The 15,283-nt window shown below is 52.9% G+C and carries 15 protein-coding genes, 1 pseudogene and 1 other annotated feature; of the genes and pseudogenes, 5 read left to right on the forward strand and 11 right to left on the reverse strand.

Annotated features, from left to right (window positions below):
• Window positions 1-12: 12 nt before the first annotated feature.
• The 9 genes from hisIE to hisL form a co-directional block, all read right to left on the reverse strand.
• Window positions 13-624 carry a bifunctional phosphoribosyl-AMP cyclohydrolase/phosphoribosyl-ATP diphosphatase HisIE gene (gene hisIE, locus J1G48_RS08235; protein WP_000954843.1) on the reverse strand — a complete coding sequence of 204 codons (612 nt, stop codon included), beginning with the start codon at window positions 622-624 and terminating at the stop codon, window positions 13-15.
• The gene (gene hisF / locus J1G48_RS08240; RefSeq protein WP_000880125.1) at window positions 618-1,394 is read right to left on the reverse strand and encodes an imidazole glycerol phosphate synthase subunit HisF; all 777 of its coding nucleotides are present in this window, start codon (window positions 1,392-1,394) and stop codon (window positions 618-620) included. Before hisF ends, hisIE begins: the two co-directional genes overlap by 7 nt.
• On the reverse strand, window positions 1,376-2,113 hold the full coding sequence (gene hisA / locus J1G48_RS08245; protein ID WP_000586403.1) for a 1-(5-phosphoribosyl)-5-[(5-phosphoribosylamino)methylideneamino]imidazole-4-carboxamide isomerase: 738 nt from the start codon (window positions 2,111-2,113) through the stop codon (window positions 1,376-1,378). Before hisA ends, hisF begins: the two co-directional genes overlap by 19 nt.
• Window positions 2,113-2,703 carry an imidazole glycerol phosphate synthase subunit HisH gene (hisH, locus tag J1G48_RS08250; RefSeq protein WP_001103591.1) on the reverse strand — a complete coding sequence of 197 codons (591 nt, stop codon included), beginning with the start codon at window positions 2,701-2,703 and terminating at the stop codon, window positions 2,113-2,115. Before hisH ends, hisA begins: the two co-directional genes overlap by 1 nt.
• Window positions 2,703-3,770, reverse strand: coding sequence for a bifunctional histidinol-phosphatase/imidazoleglycerol-phosphate dehydratase HisB (gene hisB / locus J1G48_RS08255; RefSeq protein ID WP_000080042.1), 1,068 nt, complete (start codon window positions 3,768-3,770; stop codon window positions 2,703-2,705). The genes hisH and hisB overlap by 1 nt, the downstream gene beginning before the upstream one ends.
• Complete coding sequence (gene hisC / locus J1G48_RS08260; RefSeq protein ID WP_000102715.1) at window positions 3,767-4,846, reverse strand: histidinol-phosphate transaminase; 1,080 nt, start codon at window positions 4,844-4,846, stop codon at window positions 3,767-3,769. The genes hisB and hisC overlap by 4 nt, the downstream gene beginning before the upstream one ends.
• Entirely contained in the window at window positions 4,843-6,147 is a 1,305-nt protein-coding gene (gene hisD, locus J1G48_RS08265) for a histidinol dehydrogenase (protein ID WP_000009620.1), read from the reverse strand. Before hisD ends, hisC begins: the two co-directional genes overlap by 4 nt.
• A 102-nt stretch (window positions 6,148-6,249) precedes the next feature.
• On the reverse strand, window positions 6,250-7,149 hold the full coding sequence (gene hisG, locus J1G48_RS08270) for an ATP phosphoribosyltransferase (protein WP_000886600.1): 900 nt from the start codon (window positions 7,147-7,149) through the stop codon (window positions 6,250-6,252).
• 46 nt (window positions 7,150-7,195) lie between these two features.
• Window positions 7,196-7,319 (reverse strand) — a sequence feature (His leader region).
• Complete coding sequence (gene hisL, locus J1G48_RS08275; RefSeq protein WP_001364200.1) at window positions 7,295-7,345, reverse strand: his operon leader peptide; 51 nt, start codon at window positions 7,343-7,345, stop codon at window positions 7,295-7,297. (Overlaps the previous feature by 25 nt.)
• A 162-nt stretch (window positions 7,346-7,507) precedes the next feature.
• Between hisL and J1G48_RS08280 the strand changes: the two genes are divergently transcribed.
• From J1G48_RS08280 to plaP, 4 genes are all read left to right on the forward strand, one after another.
• Window positions 7,508-8,332 carry an SDR family oxidoreductase gene (locus J1G48_RS08280; protein WP_000754713.1) on the forward strand — a complete coding sequence of 275 codons (825 nt, stop codon included), beginning with the start codon at window positions 7,508-7,510 and terminating at the stop codon, window positions 8,330-8,332.
• Window positions 8,333-8,377: 45 nt separating this feature from the next.
• Window positions 8,378-9,292: a LysR family transcriptional regulator gene (locus J1G48_RS08285; protein ID WP_000803317.1), complete on the forward strand. Its 915-nt coding sequence runs from the start codon at window positions 8,378-8,380 to the stop codon at window positions 9,290-9,292.
• Window positions 9,293-9,525: 233 nt separating this feature from the next.
• Window positions 9,526-9,588, forward strand: a complete 63-nt coding sequence (yoeI, locus tag J1G48_RS08290; RefSeq protein ID WP_096335044.1) for a membrane protein YoeI — start codon at window positions 9,526-9,528, stop codon at window positions 9,586-9,588.
• On the forward strand, window positions 9,578-10,936 hold the full coding sequence (gene plaP, locus J1G48_RS08295) for a putrescine/proton symporter PlaP (protein ID WP_001519005.1): 1,359 nt from the start codon (window positions 9,578-9,580) through the stop codon (window positions 10,934-10,936). Before yoeI ends, plaP begins: the two co-directional genes overlap by 11 nt.
• Before the next feature lie 135 nt (window positions 10,937-11,071).
• Here plaP and sbcB read toward each other — a convergent pair whose 3' ends face one another.
• Complete coding sequence (gene sbcB, locus J1G48_RS08300) at window positions 11,072-12,502, reverse strand: exodeoxyribonuclease I (RefSeq protein WP_000216699.1); 1,431 nt, start codon at window positions 12,500-12,502, stop codon at window positions 11,072-11,074.
• 159 nt (window positions 12,503-12,661) lie between these two features.
• Between sbcB and J1G48_RS23260 the strand changes: the two are divergent.
• Window positions 12,662-12,739: pseudogene (locus tag J1G48_RS23260) on the forward strand (hypothetical protein); the annotation flags it as partial.
• 129 nt (window positions 12,740-12,868) lie between these two features.
• Here the strand turns inward: J1G48_RS23260 and sopA are convergent.
• Window positions 12,869-15,217: an SPI-1 type III secretion system effector HECT-type E3 ubiquitin transferase SopA gene (gene sopA, locus J1G48_RS08305; RefSeq protein ID WP_000703991.1), complete on the reverse strand. Its 2,349-nt coding sequence runs from the start codon at window positions 15,215-15,217 to the stop codon at window positions 12,869-12,871.
• Between the last annotated feature and the right edge of the window lie 66 nt (window positions 15,218-15,283).

Raw genomic sequence — 15,283 nt, forward strand, 5'->3', positions numbered from 1 at the left:
GGTTTTTTATGCTTATTGATGACGCTTACGAAGATTGTCGATCACGGTGGTGAGGTTGAGATCCTGATCCTGCAACAGCACCAGCAGGTGGTACATCAAATCAGACGCTTCATTGGTTAATTCAAAACGATCATTGACGGTGGCCGCCAGCGCGGTTTCTACACCTTCTTCGCCAACTTTTTGCGCAATACGTTTGGTACCGCTGGCGTACAGTTTCGCCGTGTAAGAGCTGGCCGGATCGGCGGTTTTGCGCTCTGCCAGTAGCTGCTCCAGTTGATACAGGAATAACCACTGATGGCCGGCGTAGCCAAAGCAGCAGCTGGTACCTTTGTGGCAGGTCGGCCCGACAGGATTTGCCAGCACCAGCAGTGTATCGTTGTCGCAATCCGGCGCAATGCTGACGACATTCAGCACATGGCCTGAGGTTTCGCCTTTGGTCCATAAACGCTGTTTCGTGCGTGAGAAGAACGTGACATGGCCGGATTCAATGGTTTTGTCCAGCGCTTGTGGGTTCATATAGCCCAGCATCAATACTTCGCCGGATACCGCATGTTGCACGATGGCTGGCATCAGGCCATCGGTTTTTTCCCAGTCCAGCTCGCGGCGTTGTTGCTCTGTTAACATATCCTGATCTCCACGCCCTGGCCTGCCAGGTACGCTTTTAATTCGCCAATATTGATGATTTGCTTGTGAAAAACGGAGGCGGCAAGCGCGCCGTCGACATCGGCATCACGGAATGCCTCAAGAAAGTGTTCCATCGTGCCCGCGCCGCCGGAGGCGATCAGCGGCACGCGGCAAACGTCACGGACTTTTTTCAACTGCGTCAGATCGTAACCGTTACGCACGCCGTCCTGGTTCATCATATTCAGGACGATTTCCCCCGCGCCGCGCTGTTGTACCTCTTGCACCCAATCCAGCGTCTCCCACTGCGTCACGCGGGTACGGTTTTCATCGCCGGTATACTGGTTAACATGATATTTCCCCGTGGCGTCGTCAAACCAGGTATCAATCCCGACGACAATGCACTGTACGCCAAAACGGTCAGCCAGACGGGTAATCAGCGTTGGGTCAGCCAGTGCAGGGGAATTGATAGAGATCTTATCCGCCCCGAAAGAAAGAATTTTGGCGGCGTCGTCAATTGACCGGATGCCGCCCGCTACACAAAACGGAATGTCGATCACCTCGGCAACGCGCGCCACCCAGCTTTTATCGACTACGCGACCATCGCTGGAGGCGGTAATGTCATAGAACACCAGTTCGTCCGCGCCTTCGTCGGCATAGCGTTTGGCCAGCGGAACGATATCGCCAATGATCTCATGGTTGCGAAACTGTACGCCTTTCACCACCTGACCATCACGAACATCCAGACACGGAATTATACGTTTTGCCAGCATTGGATGGCCTCCTTAACGGTAAATTTCCCTTCCAGCAGAGCGCGTCCGACAATCACGCCGCGCACGCCGGTGCCGCGCAGGGCGGCAATATCATCGATATCGCCAATACCGCCGGAGGATTGAAAGGCGATCTGCGGATATCTGGCGCATATCTCTTCGTACAGTGAAACGTTAGAGCCCGCCAGCGTGCCGTCGCGAGAAATATCGGTACACAGTACATGTTTCAGGCCGACGGGGAGATAGGTCTCCACCAGTTGTTCCAGCGAGACGCCGGAATTTTCCTGCCAGCCGCTAACCGCCACCTGCTTGTTGCCGTGTTCGTCTATGCGAACGTCCAGCGCCAGTACCAGCGCCTGCGCGCCAAAACGTTCAAACCAGCCTTTCACCACGTCAGGAGATTTCACCGCCGTTGAACCGATGACCACACGGGCAACGCCAGCTTTCAGTAATGCCGCAACGTCTTCTTCGGTACGCACGCCGCCGCCGACCTGAACAGGCACGTTCACGCCCGCGACCAGGGTTTTAATCAGCGGTATCTGTCGCTTAGCCGGATCTTTAGCGCCGGTCAGATCTACCAGATGCAGCACCCCGGCGCCCTGGGCGGCGTAATCCTGCAAACGGGGCAGGGGATCGTTACCGTAATCCCGCTGCCGGGCGTAGTCGCCCTGGTGGAGACGCACCACGGTGCCGTCAATTAAATCTAATGCCGGAATAATCATTACATCTCCAGGAAGTTTTTCAGCAACTGTGCGCCCGCCGCGCCCGAACGTTCCGGATGGAACTGTACGCCGAAGAAATTATCTTTCTGTACCGCCGCGGTAAACGGCTCGCCGTAATTGCACTGGGCGATAGTCCACGGGTTGACCGGCATCGCGTAGCTGTGAACAAAGTAAAAATAGGCGCCATCTTCAATGCCCTGAAACAGCCGGTTGCCCGCCTGCGGATACACGCGATTCCAGCCCATGTGCGGCAGCGGCAGACCAAAGTCGGTCATTTTCGGCACGTCTTGTTCGATAATGTTCAGCAGATCCACGCCGCGCGTCTCTTCGCTGCGACGACCCAGCAGTTGCATCCCTAAGCAGATACCCAGTACCGGCTGAGTACACGCTTTAATTAAGTCGATCAGTTCACGTTCGCGCAGTTGATCCATAGCGGCCTGCGCCGTGCCGACGCCGGGCAGAAAGAGTTTGTCAGCGCGTAATACGATTTCCGCTTCGCGGCTGACCACCGGGGTGTAACCGTGGCGCGCCACGGCGGATTTTACCGAGCTTAAATTGGCGCAGCCGGTGTCAAGGATGACGACGTTCATCACAGCACTCCTTTCGAGGACGGTAATGTATCGCCCTCCACGCGAATAGCCTGGCGTAGCGTCCGACCAAAGGCTTTAAACAAACTTTCGACACGGTGGTGATCGTTTTTACCTTTAGTCTTGAGATGCAGAGTGACGCCCATCGTGTAAGAGAGTGAGCGGAAAAAGTGTTCAATCATCTCTGTGCTCAAATCGCCCACACGCTGGTAGGTAAATTCAGCTTTATATTCCAGATGCGGACGACCGGAAATATCCAGCGCGCAGCGCGCCAGACATTCATCCATCGGTAGTACAAAGCCAAAACGGCAGATACCGCGCTTGTCGCCGAGTGCCAGTTTTAATGCCTCACCGAGCGCCAGTCCAGTATCTTCTACCGTGTGGTGATCGTCGATATAGAGATCACCCTTAACGGTAATCTCCATGCGAAAGCCGCCGTGGGTGGCGATTTGATCGAGCATATGGTCAAAGAAGCCGACGCCGGTATTAATCTTGCTGTTGCCTTCGCGATCCAGCCAGACACTGACATCAATCTGTGTTTCTTTGGTGTTACGGATCACATGCGCATAGCGATCGCGTTTCGTTAGCTGTTCGCCAATCATCGTCCAGTTCAGCGTTTCACGGTGATAGCGTAAACCAGTAATGCCCATGTTATCAGCGAGCTGGATATCGGTCGCACGATCGCCAATCACATAGCTGTTGGCGCTATCCATCGCTTGTTCCGCAAGATAACGCTCCACCAGCTTCACTTTGGGCTTGCGGCAGTCGCAGTCGTCTGCGGGCAGGTGAGGGCAGATCAGCACCTCATCAAAGCATACGCCCTGAGAGGTGAAAATCTGCATCATCAGGTTGTGCGGTCCGTCGAAGTCCGCCTGCGGGAAGCTTTGCGTGCCAAGTCCATCCTGGTTAGTGATCATCACCAGCTTAAAACCGGCTTTTTGCAGCTTCAGCAATACGGGAATCACCTCTGGCTCAAAGGCCAGTTTATCAAAGCGGTCTACCTGAAAATCGCTCGGCGGTTCGGAAATTAAGGTTCCGTCCCGGTCGATGAAAAGATACTTCTGACTCATACTGGCTCCGCACGTAAGGCGTCAATGACGCGCTGGTTTTCCTGGCGGGTGCCGACCGTAATCCGCAGGCAGCCGCTTAAAGAAGGTTGTTTATTCTGATCGCGTAAGATAATGCCCTGATCCCATAAGGATTTAAACACGCTGCTGGAGGCGGTAAACCGCGCCAGAATATAGTTGGTTTCAGAGTCAAAGACGTGTTCTACGCAGGCGGTCTGTTGCAGGGCATTCACCAGATACTGACGTTCCTGCACTGTCTGCGCCACGCGATCGCGCATTGCGTTTATTCCCTGCGGGCTCAGCGCCTGGGCGGCGATATCCGCCACTGGCGTAGAAAGCGGATAAGGGGCGATCACTTTTAACAGCAGGTTGATCACCTCTTCATTAGCCAGTGTAAAGCCGCAGCGCAGACCCGCCAGCGCAAAAGCTTTCGACAATGTGCGCAGGATAACCAGATGAGGATATTCAACCAGCCAGCCTGTCAGCGTGGCCTGCGGGCAAAACTCAATATAAGCTTCGTCGGCGACGACTATCGCTTTACCGCGTGTCAACTCCAGCAGCGTGCGCAGATCCTGCGGGTTGATAAGTTGTCCGGTAGGATTATTGGGGCTACAAACGAACACCACTTTTGTGCCGTCAAGGTTGTCGGAAATCCCCTGTAGATCCAGCTGCCAGTTTTCAAGCGCGGGAACCGTCCGGCGCTCTACGCCAATGGTTTCGGCGCTGACGCTGTACATACCGTAAGTGGGCGGACAGTAGAGAATAGCGTCTTTCCCCGGTTCACAGAAGGCGCGGATCACCAGCTCGATCCCTTCATCCGCGCCGCGGCTGACCAGCACCTGCTCCGGCTTTACGCCAGCATATTGCGCGTAGTTTTCAATCACGGCCTTTGGCTGGCATTCCGGGTAGCGGTTAAGCGTTTGTTGGGTGAGCTGAAACTCCACCGCTGTCGGGAATTCATTCGCGTTCAGCCAGACATCGCCGTTACCGCCCAGACGGCGGGCAGACTGATACGGTACCAGGTTGCGGACATTTTCACGGGCTAAGTCAGCGACGCTGAGAGTGTTTTCAGTGCTCATGCTTGCTCCTTGAGGGCGTTTACGCGCAGGGTCACGGCATTTTTATGGGCGGTCAGACGTTCTGCCGCCGCCAATGTTTCAATGGTTGATGCCAGAGCGGAAAAGCCCGCTTTCGACAGTTCCTGAACGGTCATCCGTTTCTGGAAATCCGCTAACCCAAGGCTGGAACAGGTAGCAGTATAGCCATAGGTCGGTAAAACATGGTTGGTTCCGGAAGCGTAATCACCGGCGGATTCCGGCGACCAGTCGCCGAGAAATACCGAACCTGCGCTGGTAATCGCATCCACCAAATCGCGCGCATTGCGCGTCTGGATAATTAAGTGTTCCGGCCCATACTGATTAGAGATGGCGACGCACTGCGCTAAATCTTTGGTCACAATCAGACGACTGGCGCTCAGGGCCTGCCTGGCGGTGTCCGCGCGCGGCAGTTCTGCCAGTTGACGTTCTACCGCCTCCGCCACCTTGCAGGCAATGTCAGCATCAGGCGTCAGCAGAATCACCTGCGAATCCGGACCGTGCTCAGCCTGGGAGAGCAGGTCAGAAGCGACGAAATCCGGTGTTGCGCCGCTGTCGGCGATCACCAGTACTTCAGACGGCCCGGCTGGCATATCGATAGCCGCGCCGTCGAGGCGTTGGCTGACCTGACGTTTGGCTTCGGTTACAAAGGCGTTGCCGGGGCCAAAAATTTTATCCACTTTCGGTACGGACTCGCTGCCGAAGGCCAGAGCGGCAATCGCCTGCGCGCCGCCGACGTTAAAGATTTCCTGCACGCCACACAGTTGCGCCGCATAGAGGATTTCATCAGCGATGGGCGGCGGCGAGCACAGAACCACGTTCTGACATCCCGCAATACGCGCCGGCGTCGCCAGCATCAGCACCGTTGAGAAGAGCGGAGCCGAGCCGCCGGGAATATACAGACCGACAGACGCGACGGGACGCGTAACCTGCTGGCAACGCACGCCTGGCTGGGTTTCCACATCTACAGGCGGTAGCGTCTGCGCGGAATGGAACGTTTCAATATTTTTGACGGCAGCGGCCATCGCCTGTTTTAATTCGTCGCTCAGACGCGCGCCGGCGGCGGCGATCTCTTCAGGGGTGACGCGTAGCGCTGTCACTTCTGTTTTATCAAATTTAGCGCTGTATTCACGCAGGGCATCGTCACCGCGCGTTTTTACATTATCCAGAATATCGCTGACCGTCCGGGTAATACTGTCAGAGGCGGAAATCGCCGGACGCGTCAGCAGCGCACGCTGCTGTTCAGGGCTACAGCTGTTCCAGTCAATCAGGGTATTGAAGCTCATGGTCTTTACTCCATCACAGGGTTCCGCCTTATCCGGCCTACAGAACCCAAAATATCAACGCATTACGTAGGCCTGATAAGCGCAGCGCCATCAGGCGTCAGATCACTCCATCATCTTCTCGATCGGCAGTACCAGAATCGAGCTGGCGCCAAGCGCTTTCAGTTTCTCCATGGTTTCCCAGAACAACGTTTCGCTGCTGACCATGTGCATCGCCACGCGCTGTTGCTCGCCTGCCAGCGGCAGAATTGTCGGCCTTTCGGCGCCTGGCAGCAGGGCGATAACCTCTTCCAGGCGTTCACTTGGCGCGTGCATCATGATGTATTTCGATTCGCGCGCCTGAATCACGCCCTGAATACGGGTCAGCAATTTATCGATCAGCTGTTGCTTGCTCTGTGCCATCTCACCGTCGCGCTGAATCAGACAGGCTTTAGAGCGGTAGATAACTTCGACTTCACGCAGGCCGTTAGCTTCAAGCGTCGCGCCGGTAGAGACCAAATCGCAGATAGCGTCGGCCAGCCCCGCGCGCGGCGCGACTTCGACAGAACCATTTAACAGACACGATTTAAAAGAGACGCCTTTCTGGTCGAGGTAGCGTTTGAGGAGGTGCGGATAAGAGGTAGCGATACGTTTACCGTCCAGCGCGGCCGGGCCGTCCCAGGCTTCGTCAACCGGCGTTGCCAGCGATAAACGGCAGCCGCCGAAGTCAAGACGGCGCAGGGTAAAATAGCGCGGATCTTCACCCTGCGCGCGGCGGTTGAGTAGCTCTTCTTCCAGCACGTTCTCGCCGATAATGCCGAGATCGACCACGCCATCCATCACCAGACCCGGAATGTCATCATCACGCACGCGCAGGATATCAATCGGCATGTTTTCCGCCATCGCAATCAGGCGCTGAGTGTGTAAATTAATTTTTATGCCGCAGCGGGCCAGCAATTCTCGTGAATCATCGCTTAAACGGCCTGATTTCTGAATAGCTATGCGTAAGCGGGTGTTGTCTAACATTCTGCGTTCCTCTTTATCCTGTCTGAACCGGTCTGTATCGCGCGCCAAAAAAAAGCCCCCGGAAGATGATCTTCCGGGGGCTTTCTCATGCGTTCATGCACCACTGGAAGATCTGAATGTCTTCCAGCACACATCGCCTGAAAGACTAGTCAGGATGATGGTGATGATGGTGGTGTTTAAATTGAACGCGTGTCATAAAAATTCCGATGAATGCTTATTCATTTGATACCTTTTAACCTAAACCACTTTTACGCCTTAAAGCAAGCGCTTTTTTCATTTCGCATTTATAGTATGAATTGTCAGTCACGGCGGGCTGGCGTAGCCTTATGTATAAGGCGTTAAAGTCAGGAGAAAATGGATGAAAAAGGTCGCAATTGTCGGTTTAGGTTGGTTAGGCATGCCGCTGGCAATGTCGCTGGCAGCGAGAGGCTGGCAGGTTACCGGCAGCAAAACCACCCTTGACGGGGTGGAAGCGGCCCGTATGAGTGGAATTGAAAGCTATCCGCTGCGTCTGGAGCCGGAGCTGGTCTGTGAGGCGGACGATCTTGACGCTCTGCTGGATGTCGATGCGCTGGTGATAACACTGCCCGCGCGCCGTAGCGGTCCGGGAGAGGATTTTTATCTGCAGGCGATGCAGGAGCTGGTCGACAGCGCGCTGGCTTATCGTATCCCGCGTATTATTTTTACCAGTTCGACGTCTGTTTACGGCGATGCGCAAGGCGTGGTGAAAGAGAATACGCCGCGTAATCCGGTCACGGCCAGCGGGCGTACCCTGAAGGAACTGGAAGATTGGCTGCATAATCTGCCGGGCACGTCAGTAGATATTCTGCGGCTGGCGGGGTTGGTCGGGCCTGGACGCCATCCCGGTCGTTTCTTTGCCGGAAAAACCGCGCCGGATGGTCAACACGGGGTCAATCTGGTGCATCTTGAAGACGTGGTTGGCGCAATTACCCTTTTGCTACAGGCGCCAAAAGGGGGGCACATCTATAATATATGTGCGCCGGCGCATCCAGCCCGCAACGTGTTTTATCCGCAAATGACGCGCTTGCTGGGAATGGCGCCGCCGCATTTTCGTAACGCACCGGACAACGGCAAAGGGAAGATTATCGACGGTAGCCGGATTTGTAATGAGCTGGGATTTGAATATCAATATCCCGATCCGCTGGTGATGCCGATGGAGTGAGTCGCTGTCCAGCAGGTGGTCGCCATATAGCGCAAGGGGACGAGTATGAAACCACTGCTGGACGTTCTGATTATTCTTGATGCGTTAGAAAAAGAAGGCAGCTTCGCGGCGGCGTCGGCAAAATTATTTAAAACGCCGTCCGCCCTCAGTTATACCGTTCATAAGCTGGAAAACGATCTTAATATCCAATTGCTCGACCGTAGCGGGCATCGCGCGCGATTTACGCGAACCGGTAAGATGCTACTGGAAAAAGGCCGTGAAGTGCTGCACACCGTTCGCGAGCTGGAAAAGCAGGCGATTAAACTGCATGAAGGCTGGGAGAACGAACTGGTCATCGGTGTGGATGATACCTTTCCCTTTTCTCTTCTGGCCCCGCTTATCGACGCTTTTTATCAACGCCACAGCGTGACGCGCCTTAAATTTGTCAATGGCGTTCTCGGCGGTTCATGGGAGACGCTGACGCAGGGAAGGGCGGATATTATTGTTGGCGCCATGCGCGCGCCGCCGCCTGACACCGGCTTTGGCTTTGCAAGACTGGGCGATCTTGAACTGGTGTTTGCTGTCGCTCCGCATCATCCGCTGGTTCATGAAGAGGAACCGCTTAGCCGCCAGACGATCAAACGTTTTCGCGCGATTGTGGTTGGCGATAGCGTCCATTCCTCGCGATCAATAGGGTCTGAACTGCTCGACGCTCAGGAAGCGATTACCGTGTTTGATTTTAAAACCAAGCTGGAGCTGCAAATTAGCGGCCTGGGATGCGGCTATTTACCGCGTTATCTGGCGCAGCGATTTTTGGAAAGCGGCGCGCTTATAGAGAAGAAAGTTGTGGCGCAAATCGTCTATGAACCGGTGTGGGTTGGCTGGAATGAACAGACCGCCGGGCTGGCCAGCGGCTGGTGGCGGGATGAAATTTTAGCAAATAATGCTATTGCTGGGGTGTATGCAAAATCGACGGTTTAAAAATCAATCGCTTATGAAAAATAATTTTTTGAACGCGCTCGCATTCTCTTGTCATTTCACTTCAATTTAGGGCAGAATACGCCGCTTGCAAAAAATGACACTAACCGACGTTTTAATACGCGTCGGTTATTTTTTTGCTTCAAACACATCATTCAATACCAAGAGGCCGGGCTTCGTACCGGATAGATACTTACTTAAAAATCGACAGTTGTTGTCGCTGAGGAATCCAGAAAATGGGGCAATTTTTTGCTTACGCGACGGCATTCGCCGTAAAGGAGAATGACCATGTCGCATAACGTTACTCCAAACACCTCTCGCGTGGAATTACGTAAAACGCTTACGTTAGTTCCGGTTGTAATGATGGGTCTTGCCTATATGCAGCCGATGACGCTGTTCGATACATTTGGTATCGTTTCAGGCCTCACTGACGGTCACGTACCGACGGCGTATGCATTCGCGTTAATCGCGATTCTGTTTACGGCGTTGAGCTACGGGAAACTGGTGCGTCGCTATCCTTCCGCGGGTTCGGCGTACACCTATGCCCAGAAATCCATCAGCCCGACCGTTGGCTTTATGGTGGGTTGGTCTTCTCTGCTCGATTATCTGTTCGCGCCGATGATCAACATTCTGTTGGCGAAAATTTATTTTGAAGCGCTGGTGCCCTCCATTCCGTCATGGGTGTTTGTCGTGGCGCTGGTGGCCTTTATGACGGCCTTTAACCTGCGCAGCCTCAAATCGGTCGCTAACTTCAACACCGTGATTGTAGTGCTACAGGTGGTGCTGATTGCGGTCATTCTGGGCATGGTGGTTTATGGCGTATTTGAAGGCGAAGGCGCCGGTACGCTGGCGAGCACCCGTCCGTTCTGGTCCGGCGATGCGCACGTTATCCCGATGATTACGGGAGCGACGATCCTGTGCTTCTCCTTTACCGGCTTTGACGGCATCAGTAACCTGTCGGAAGAGACCAAAGATGCTGAGCGCGTGATCCCGCGTGCGATTTTTCTGACCGCGCTGATTGGCGGCCTGATCTTCATCTTTGCAACCTATTTCCTGCAATTGTACTTCCCGGATATCTCTCGCTTTAAAGATCCGGATGCGTCTCAGCCGGAAATCATGCTGTACGTGGCGGGTAAAACCTTCCAGGTGGGCGCGCTGATCTTCTCTACTATCACCGTACTGGCTTCCGGTATGGCGGCGCATGCAGGCGTAGCGCGCCTGATGTACGTAATGGGGCGCGACGGCGTATTCCCGAAAAGCTTCTTCGGTTACGTTCATCCGAAATGGCGTACGCCAGCGATGAACATCATCCTGGTCGGGGCGATCGCGCTGCTGGCGATTAATTTTGACCTGGTGATGGCGACGGCGCTGATTAACTTTGGTGCGCTGGTCGCGTTTACCTTTGTTAACCTGTCGGTGATTTCGCAGTTCTGGATCCGTGAGAAGCGTAATAAAACGTTGAAAGATCACTTCCAGTATCTGTTCCTGCCCATGTGCGGCGCGCTCACGGTTGGCGCGTTGTGGGTTAACCTGGAAGAGAGCTCAATGGTACTGGGCCTGATCTGGGCAGGTATCGGGCTGATTTATCTGGCGTGCGTAACTAAAAGCTTCCGCAACCCGGTTCCACAGTACGAAGACGTCGCGTAATCGCGCGTATTATCGGCAATAGTAAAACCGGAGGCAGTGCCTCCGGTTTTTTGTTTGTCATCCAGCACGTTTACCGGATGGCGGCGTCACTCTTTATCCGCTCTGGATTAACAATGCTCGTCAGGCATTGGTCAATTACACAATCTCAGTTGCGTACTGCCACAGTGATTTCAGCAACCCCAGCTTCGTTTTATCTTCCGCATACTGCTGAGAAAGCATCTGCAATTCATTGGCATATTGTTGTAAAAACTCCGGCGTCAGCACCTGACGGCGATGCTCTAGCCAGCGCTGCTGCTCTGCGTCATCCAGCGTACCGGGAAAATTGCGTGCGCGGTAATTAAACAGCAGCTTCTCAATGCGCTTATCGACAAAGGTAATGTCCAGCGCGGGCAGGTTACGTGGCTCGGTTTCGAGTACGATTTTCATGGCTGCGCGATCGGCATCGCTGAAAAAACCATCATAGAGCTGGGCATCAACGTTATCCGAGGCGGCAAAAGGTTCGGCTTCGGCGAAAATCGCCACCACTTTGTCGCGAACCTGCGGGTTTTCACGCAACACTTTCAGGTTATCCAGGCAATGCTGGCGGTTAATTCCCAGCCGGTCGGCATCCTCCGGGCGCAAGGTATTCGCCTGCGCCAGTACCGGACATTTATTGATATGCACCAGCTTTACCGGCACTGCGGCGTGATCGCCAAGATCGGCTTTGGCCGTATAAAGCCGCTCGCGAAGGGTGTCGCTGTCCAGCTCAAGAAGAGGAGAAATATCGCCTGCTAAATCGACCATGATCACCGCGTTACGGTTTTCAGGATGCCACGCCAGCGGCGCGACCCAGCTTGTATTACCGCGCCACGCGCCAAACATGCCGGAGACATGCACCAGCGGCTTCATTTGCGGGACGTCAATCAGCGCCGCCAGTTTATGTTTACTGCGGTGGCTATAAAGATAATCAAACAGCCGCGGCTGGCGTGTTTTCACCAGTTGCGCCATCGCAATAGTGGCGTAGACATCCGCCATCGCATCATGCGCGTTGCTGTGTTCGATCCCGTTCGCCTGGGTTAAATGTTCCAGACGAAAGCTGGGCAGGCCGTCGTCGTTTTCCGGCCAGTTAATTCCCTCCGGGCGCAGCGCATAACAGGCGCGCATGACATCCAATAGATCCCAACGTGAATTATCATGCTGCCAGCTCCAGGCATAGGGATCGTAAAAGTTGCGATAAAAAATATTGCGCGTGACTTCATCATCAAAACGCACATTGTTGTAGCCCACAACGCAGGTTTTAGGAACGGTAAACAGCGCATGAATGCGTCTGGCGAAAGCGGCTTCGTTTTCTCCTTTCTCACGCGCTTCCTGCGGCGTGATGCCGGTAATCAGCACCGCGCCGGGCTGCGGTAGATAATCATCGGCGGGTTTGCAATAAAACACCTCCGGCTCGCCGATAACGTTGAAGTCGTTATCCGTACGGAGCGCGGCGAATTGCGCAGGTCTGTCGAGGGCCGGATGCGTACCGAAGGTTTCGTAATCGTGGAAGAGGAATGTGCTCTGTATGCTGTCGTTTTTAACTGTCACTTGATGTACACGCCTGATGTTATCTGTATATGAAATATTTTATTCTTTTATTTTGTCGTTGATTGATTGTATTTGTACACCAATTGATATTGTTGCTAATGTTCGTACATGCGATGGTGAGTACATAAACATTAAAATCATTGAGTACAAAATACTAAAATGACCATCAGCGACACTAAACTACGCTCCCTCTATGGTAAACCATATTCCGGTCCATCTGAAATTACTGGTTCTGATTTAGTACTGTATGGAATTTAGGCCAGGGGCAATCTGGCCGGGATCTCAAAAAATGCATGGACTAAAACGGGTCTATGTACAGAGGGACACAACGCTGTGTCCCTTAATTTCATGCGGGTTGAGGCTGGACTAGGCCCAGGCCAGTGGCAGGATGGATGACAGAACACTCGGGAAATATTTTCTGGCATGACGTTGCATACTATCCGCCACAACGCTGGTACAGGTAAAGGCGCCATGGAGGCCGTGAAAACGGTCGGACCAGTCGGTAAACTGTTCGCTGGACGGGAAGATCGCCGGAGACAGCTCCCAGGCTTTCTGCATCAGCGCCTCCGCATAGCCTCTCAGGGCCGGCGGAGAGTCATGCTCAGTGCCGAAAATGGCGCTGGAGGAATAGCGTGCGAATGCGGTACTGAGACAGAACAGGGTTTCCGCCTGCTTCTGTGGGGTGGCGTCCGTCAGGTGATAAGCACTGAGGATGTGCTGGTAGTGTGCCGGGCTGAGTTTGCCTTCAGGAAGCAAGGGGGCAAAAATGGTGGCCAGACGCGACACTGAGGCATCATCAATCAACTTCACGGTGGAATGTTTCTGGTTCGTGGCGGCAATAAACTGCTGGTTCAGCTCCCCGTGCTCTTCAGTGCTGAGGATGATATCAATCAGCTCCCCAAAGCGTCGCTGCGTGGCCTGCTGATTAAATGCGGCGAGAAACACCGGAAAGTCATGACGGAATAACTCTACCGGAGAGATTTGCGCGGTGGAAACGTTCTCTCCGGCTCGCAGCAGGTAAAAGTTGTCCCATGCAGTGTCAGGAGTAGGGTTTAGCATTGTTAACAGCGTGTCAGTGGAGAGCATCATCGCCGTGTCTGAATCTTGGGAGGAAAGCAGCAGGAAATTATCTGCAGCGCGGGTTGTCCAGTCCGGGCTGCCGTCATAATTGCCGAAGAGCCCATTATGGATGTGGGGAGACACCGCCGGGTGAGCAAGATACTGTTCATAAAGCGCTGCAGCTTTCTGGCGGGTGCCATCAGTGCAGTCCACGCCTGTCATACAGTGTAAAATCACCTGATTAAAGAGTCCGCTGTGAGTGGTCATGGCGGCGCTGTTCCTGTCAAACGAATCCAGCAACACAGGCAGTATGCGCTGCTGATAATATGTGTCAGGAGTCGGCAGGGGAACGTCATTATAGGTCTGGCACTGGTGGGCAAAAAAACGTTCCTGAACAGGCCCGAGCCACTCGCGGATAAGCGCACTTTGCGTATAGGGAGGGTGGGCCAGTACGCTTACCAGCGAACTTTCAACTGGCCGGATACATGCCTCTGTTAAGCGGCCACCCCGCAATGACTTAACCAGGTCTTCCATTGCCTGGACTTTTTCCTGACTGTATTTATCGGGCAGGCTGTCAATGGTCATCAGAATACTTTTACCATTATTGTGCTCATGATTTAAAAATCCATCCACAGCGTTCTCAGTCCAAAGGAGTGGCATTTGCAGCCAGATATCACCTAGACGAATAAAATTTCCGCCCCCTGACACTGACGGAGGTGATGAATTATCCGGTTCATTTAAAATAACGCCAGAGAGGTTGGCTTTGTGACGTATAAGCGTATTTTTTAATGTTGTATCAATAAAAGAGGGCTGTTGTTGTGTAGTAATTGAATACTGTAAAAACACTTCATTCATGTCTGAATTACTAAATTTCGTATTACTGCAGACTACATCACTCAGTGTCGAATAAGTGAATCGGCATTCGTCAAAATGTAAATGAGATATATCAGAATAAGTAAATTTTGAATTTGAAAAGTTGAACCCCTTAATAATATCGCCGTCTCGCTCCATGAAGCTGGGGGGCAATATTTTGCTGAATGTAATATTACGGAAATCTGCGTTTGAAAAATCGCGATCTGCGGCCGTAAGGGTTTCTCCGGCTTTCTGTCGTAAAACTGCATCCGTGAGTTTCTTAGCCCAGTCGGCAGGTGATGACGGGGAAGACGTAGCCTGAAGTGAGAGGGAGGGGGATACTGGTGGTGTTCTACCTTCAGAAACCGTGGGCCTGTTATTGGCTGATACAGAGACTCCACCGGGGAGCGGGGCCGCACCTGTCATTCTGTAATTATAATCACATGTTTGATTTGCAATATGCTTACGCATGAATGCTGCATTCATTTTTGAGACATCTTCTGCTGAAATATTTTTCTTGCCTGCATTATTTGTGTCTTTAATATTTTTAACAGTAATCAATGTTTTGTTTAAGGTGTTTTTATCTTTCGGCTGAAAGAAGTCTTTTATTTTTTGTGGTAACGCGAACTCAATCGATGAGCTCTTTCCTGTTTTAAGTTTTTCATTTAAAGAAGCATGCGTGTTTTTAACACTGGTTATTTTTGAGGCGAGCCCGTTTTTCGTATGTTCACGAATAGAGGTAATTAATTTTTTAACCTGGTTAGGAATAGTAGAAAAATTAATTGCGCCTGATGATATCTTCATTAGAATTCCTTATCAACATCATTATGGAAAAACGGTCTGGATTTTTAACGCCTTAAAAGTAAGCTT

The sequence above is a fragment of the Salmonella sp. SAL-020 genome, assembly GCF_017372215.1.
Classification (GTDB): Bacteria; Pseudomonadota; Gammaproteobacteria; order Enterobacterales; family Enterobacteriaceae; genus Salmonella; species Salmonella enterica.

What these genes read in the sequence shown, in the direction of transcription:
- hisC (WP_000102715.1), bottom strand. Translation starts at nt 4,846, where the DNA reads ATGAGCACTGAAAACACTCTCAGCGTCGCTGACTTAGCCCGTGAAAAT.
- hisH (WP_001103591.1), bottom strand. Translation starts at nt 2,703, where the DNA reads ATGAACGTCGTCATCCTTGACACCGGCTGCGCCAATTTAAGCTCGGTA.
- hisD (WP_000009620.1), bottom strand. Translation starts at nt 6,147, where the DNA reads ATGAGCTTCAATACCCTGATTGACTGGAACAGCTGTAGCCCTGAACAG.
- sopA (WP_000703991.1), bottom strand. Translation starts at nt 15,217, where the DNA reads ATGAAGATATCATCAGGCGCAATTAATTTTTCTACTATTCCTAACCAG.
- hisA (WP_000586403.1), bottom strand. Translation starts at nt 2,113, where the DNA reads ATGATTATTCCGGCATTAGATTTAATTGACGGCACCGTGGTGCGTCTC.
- J1G48_RS08285 (WP_000803317.1), top strand. Translation starts at nt 8,378, where the DNA reads ATGAAACCACTGCTGGACGTTCTGATTATTCTTGATGCGTTAGAAAAA.
- J1G48_RS08280 (WP_000754713.1), top strand. Translation starts at nt 7,508, where the DNA reads ATGAAAAAGGTCGCAATTGTCGGTTTAGGTTGGTTAGGCATGCCGCTG.
- hisG (WP_000886600.1), bottom strand. Translation starts at nt 7,149, where the DNA reads ATGTTAGACAACACCCGCTTACGCATAGCTATTCAGAAATCAGGCCGT.
- hisIE (WP_000954843.1), bottom strand. Translation starts at nt 624, where the DNA reads ATGTTAACAGAGCAACAACGCCGCGAGCTGGACTGGGAAAAAACCGAT.
- plaP (WP_001519005.1), top strand. Translation starts at nt 9,578, where the DNA reads ATGTCGCATAACGTTACTCCAAACACCTCTCGCGTGGAATTACGTAAA.
- hisB (WP_000080042.1), bottom strand. Translation starts at nt 3,770, where the DNA reads ATGAGTCAGAAGTATCTTTTCATCGACCGGGACGGAACCTTAATTTCC.
- hisF (WP_000880125.1), bottom strand. Translation starts at nt 1,394, where the DNA reads ATGCTGGCAAAACGTATAATTCCGTGTCTGGATGTTCGTGATGGTCAG.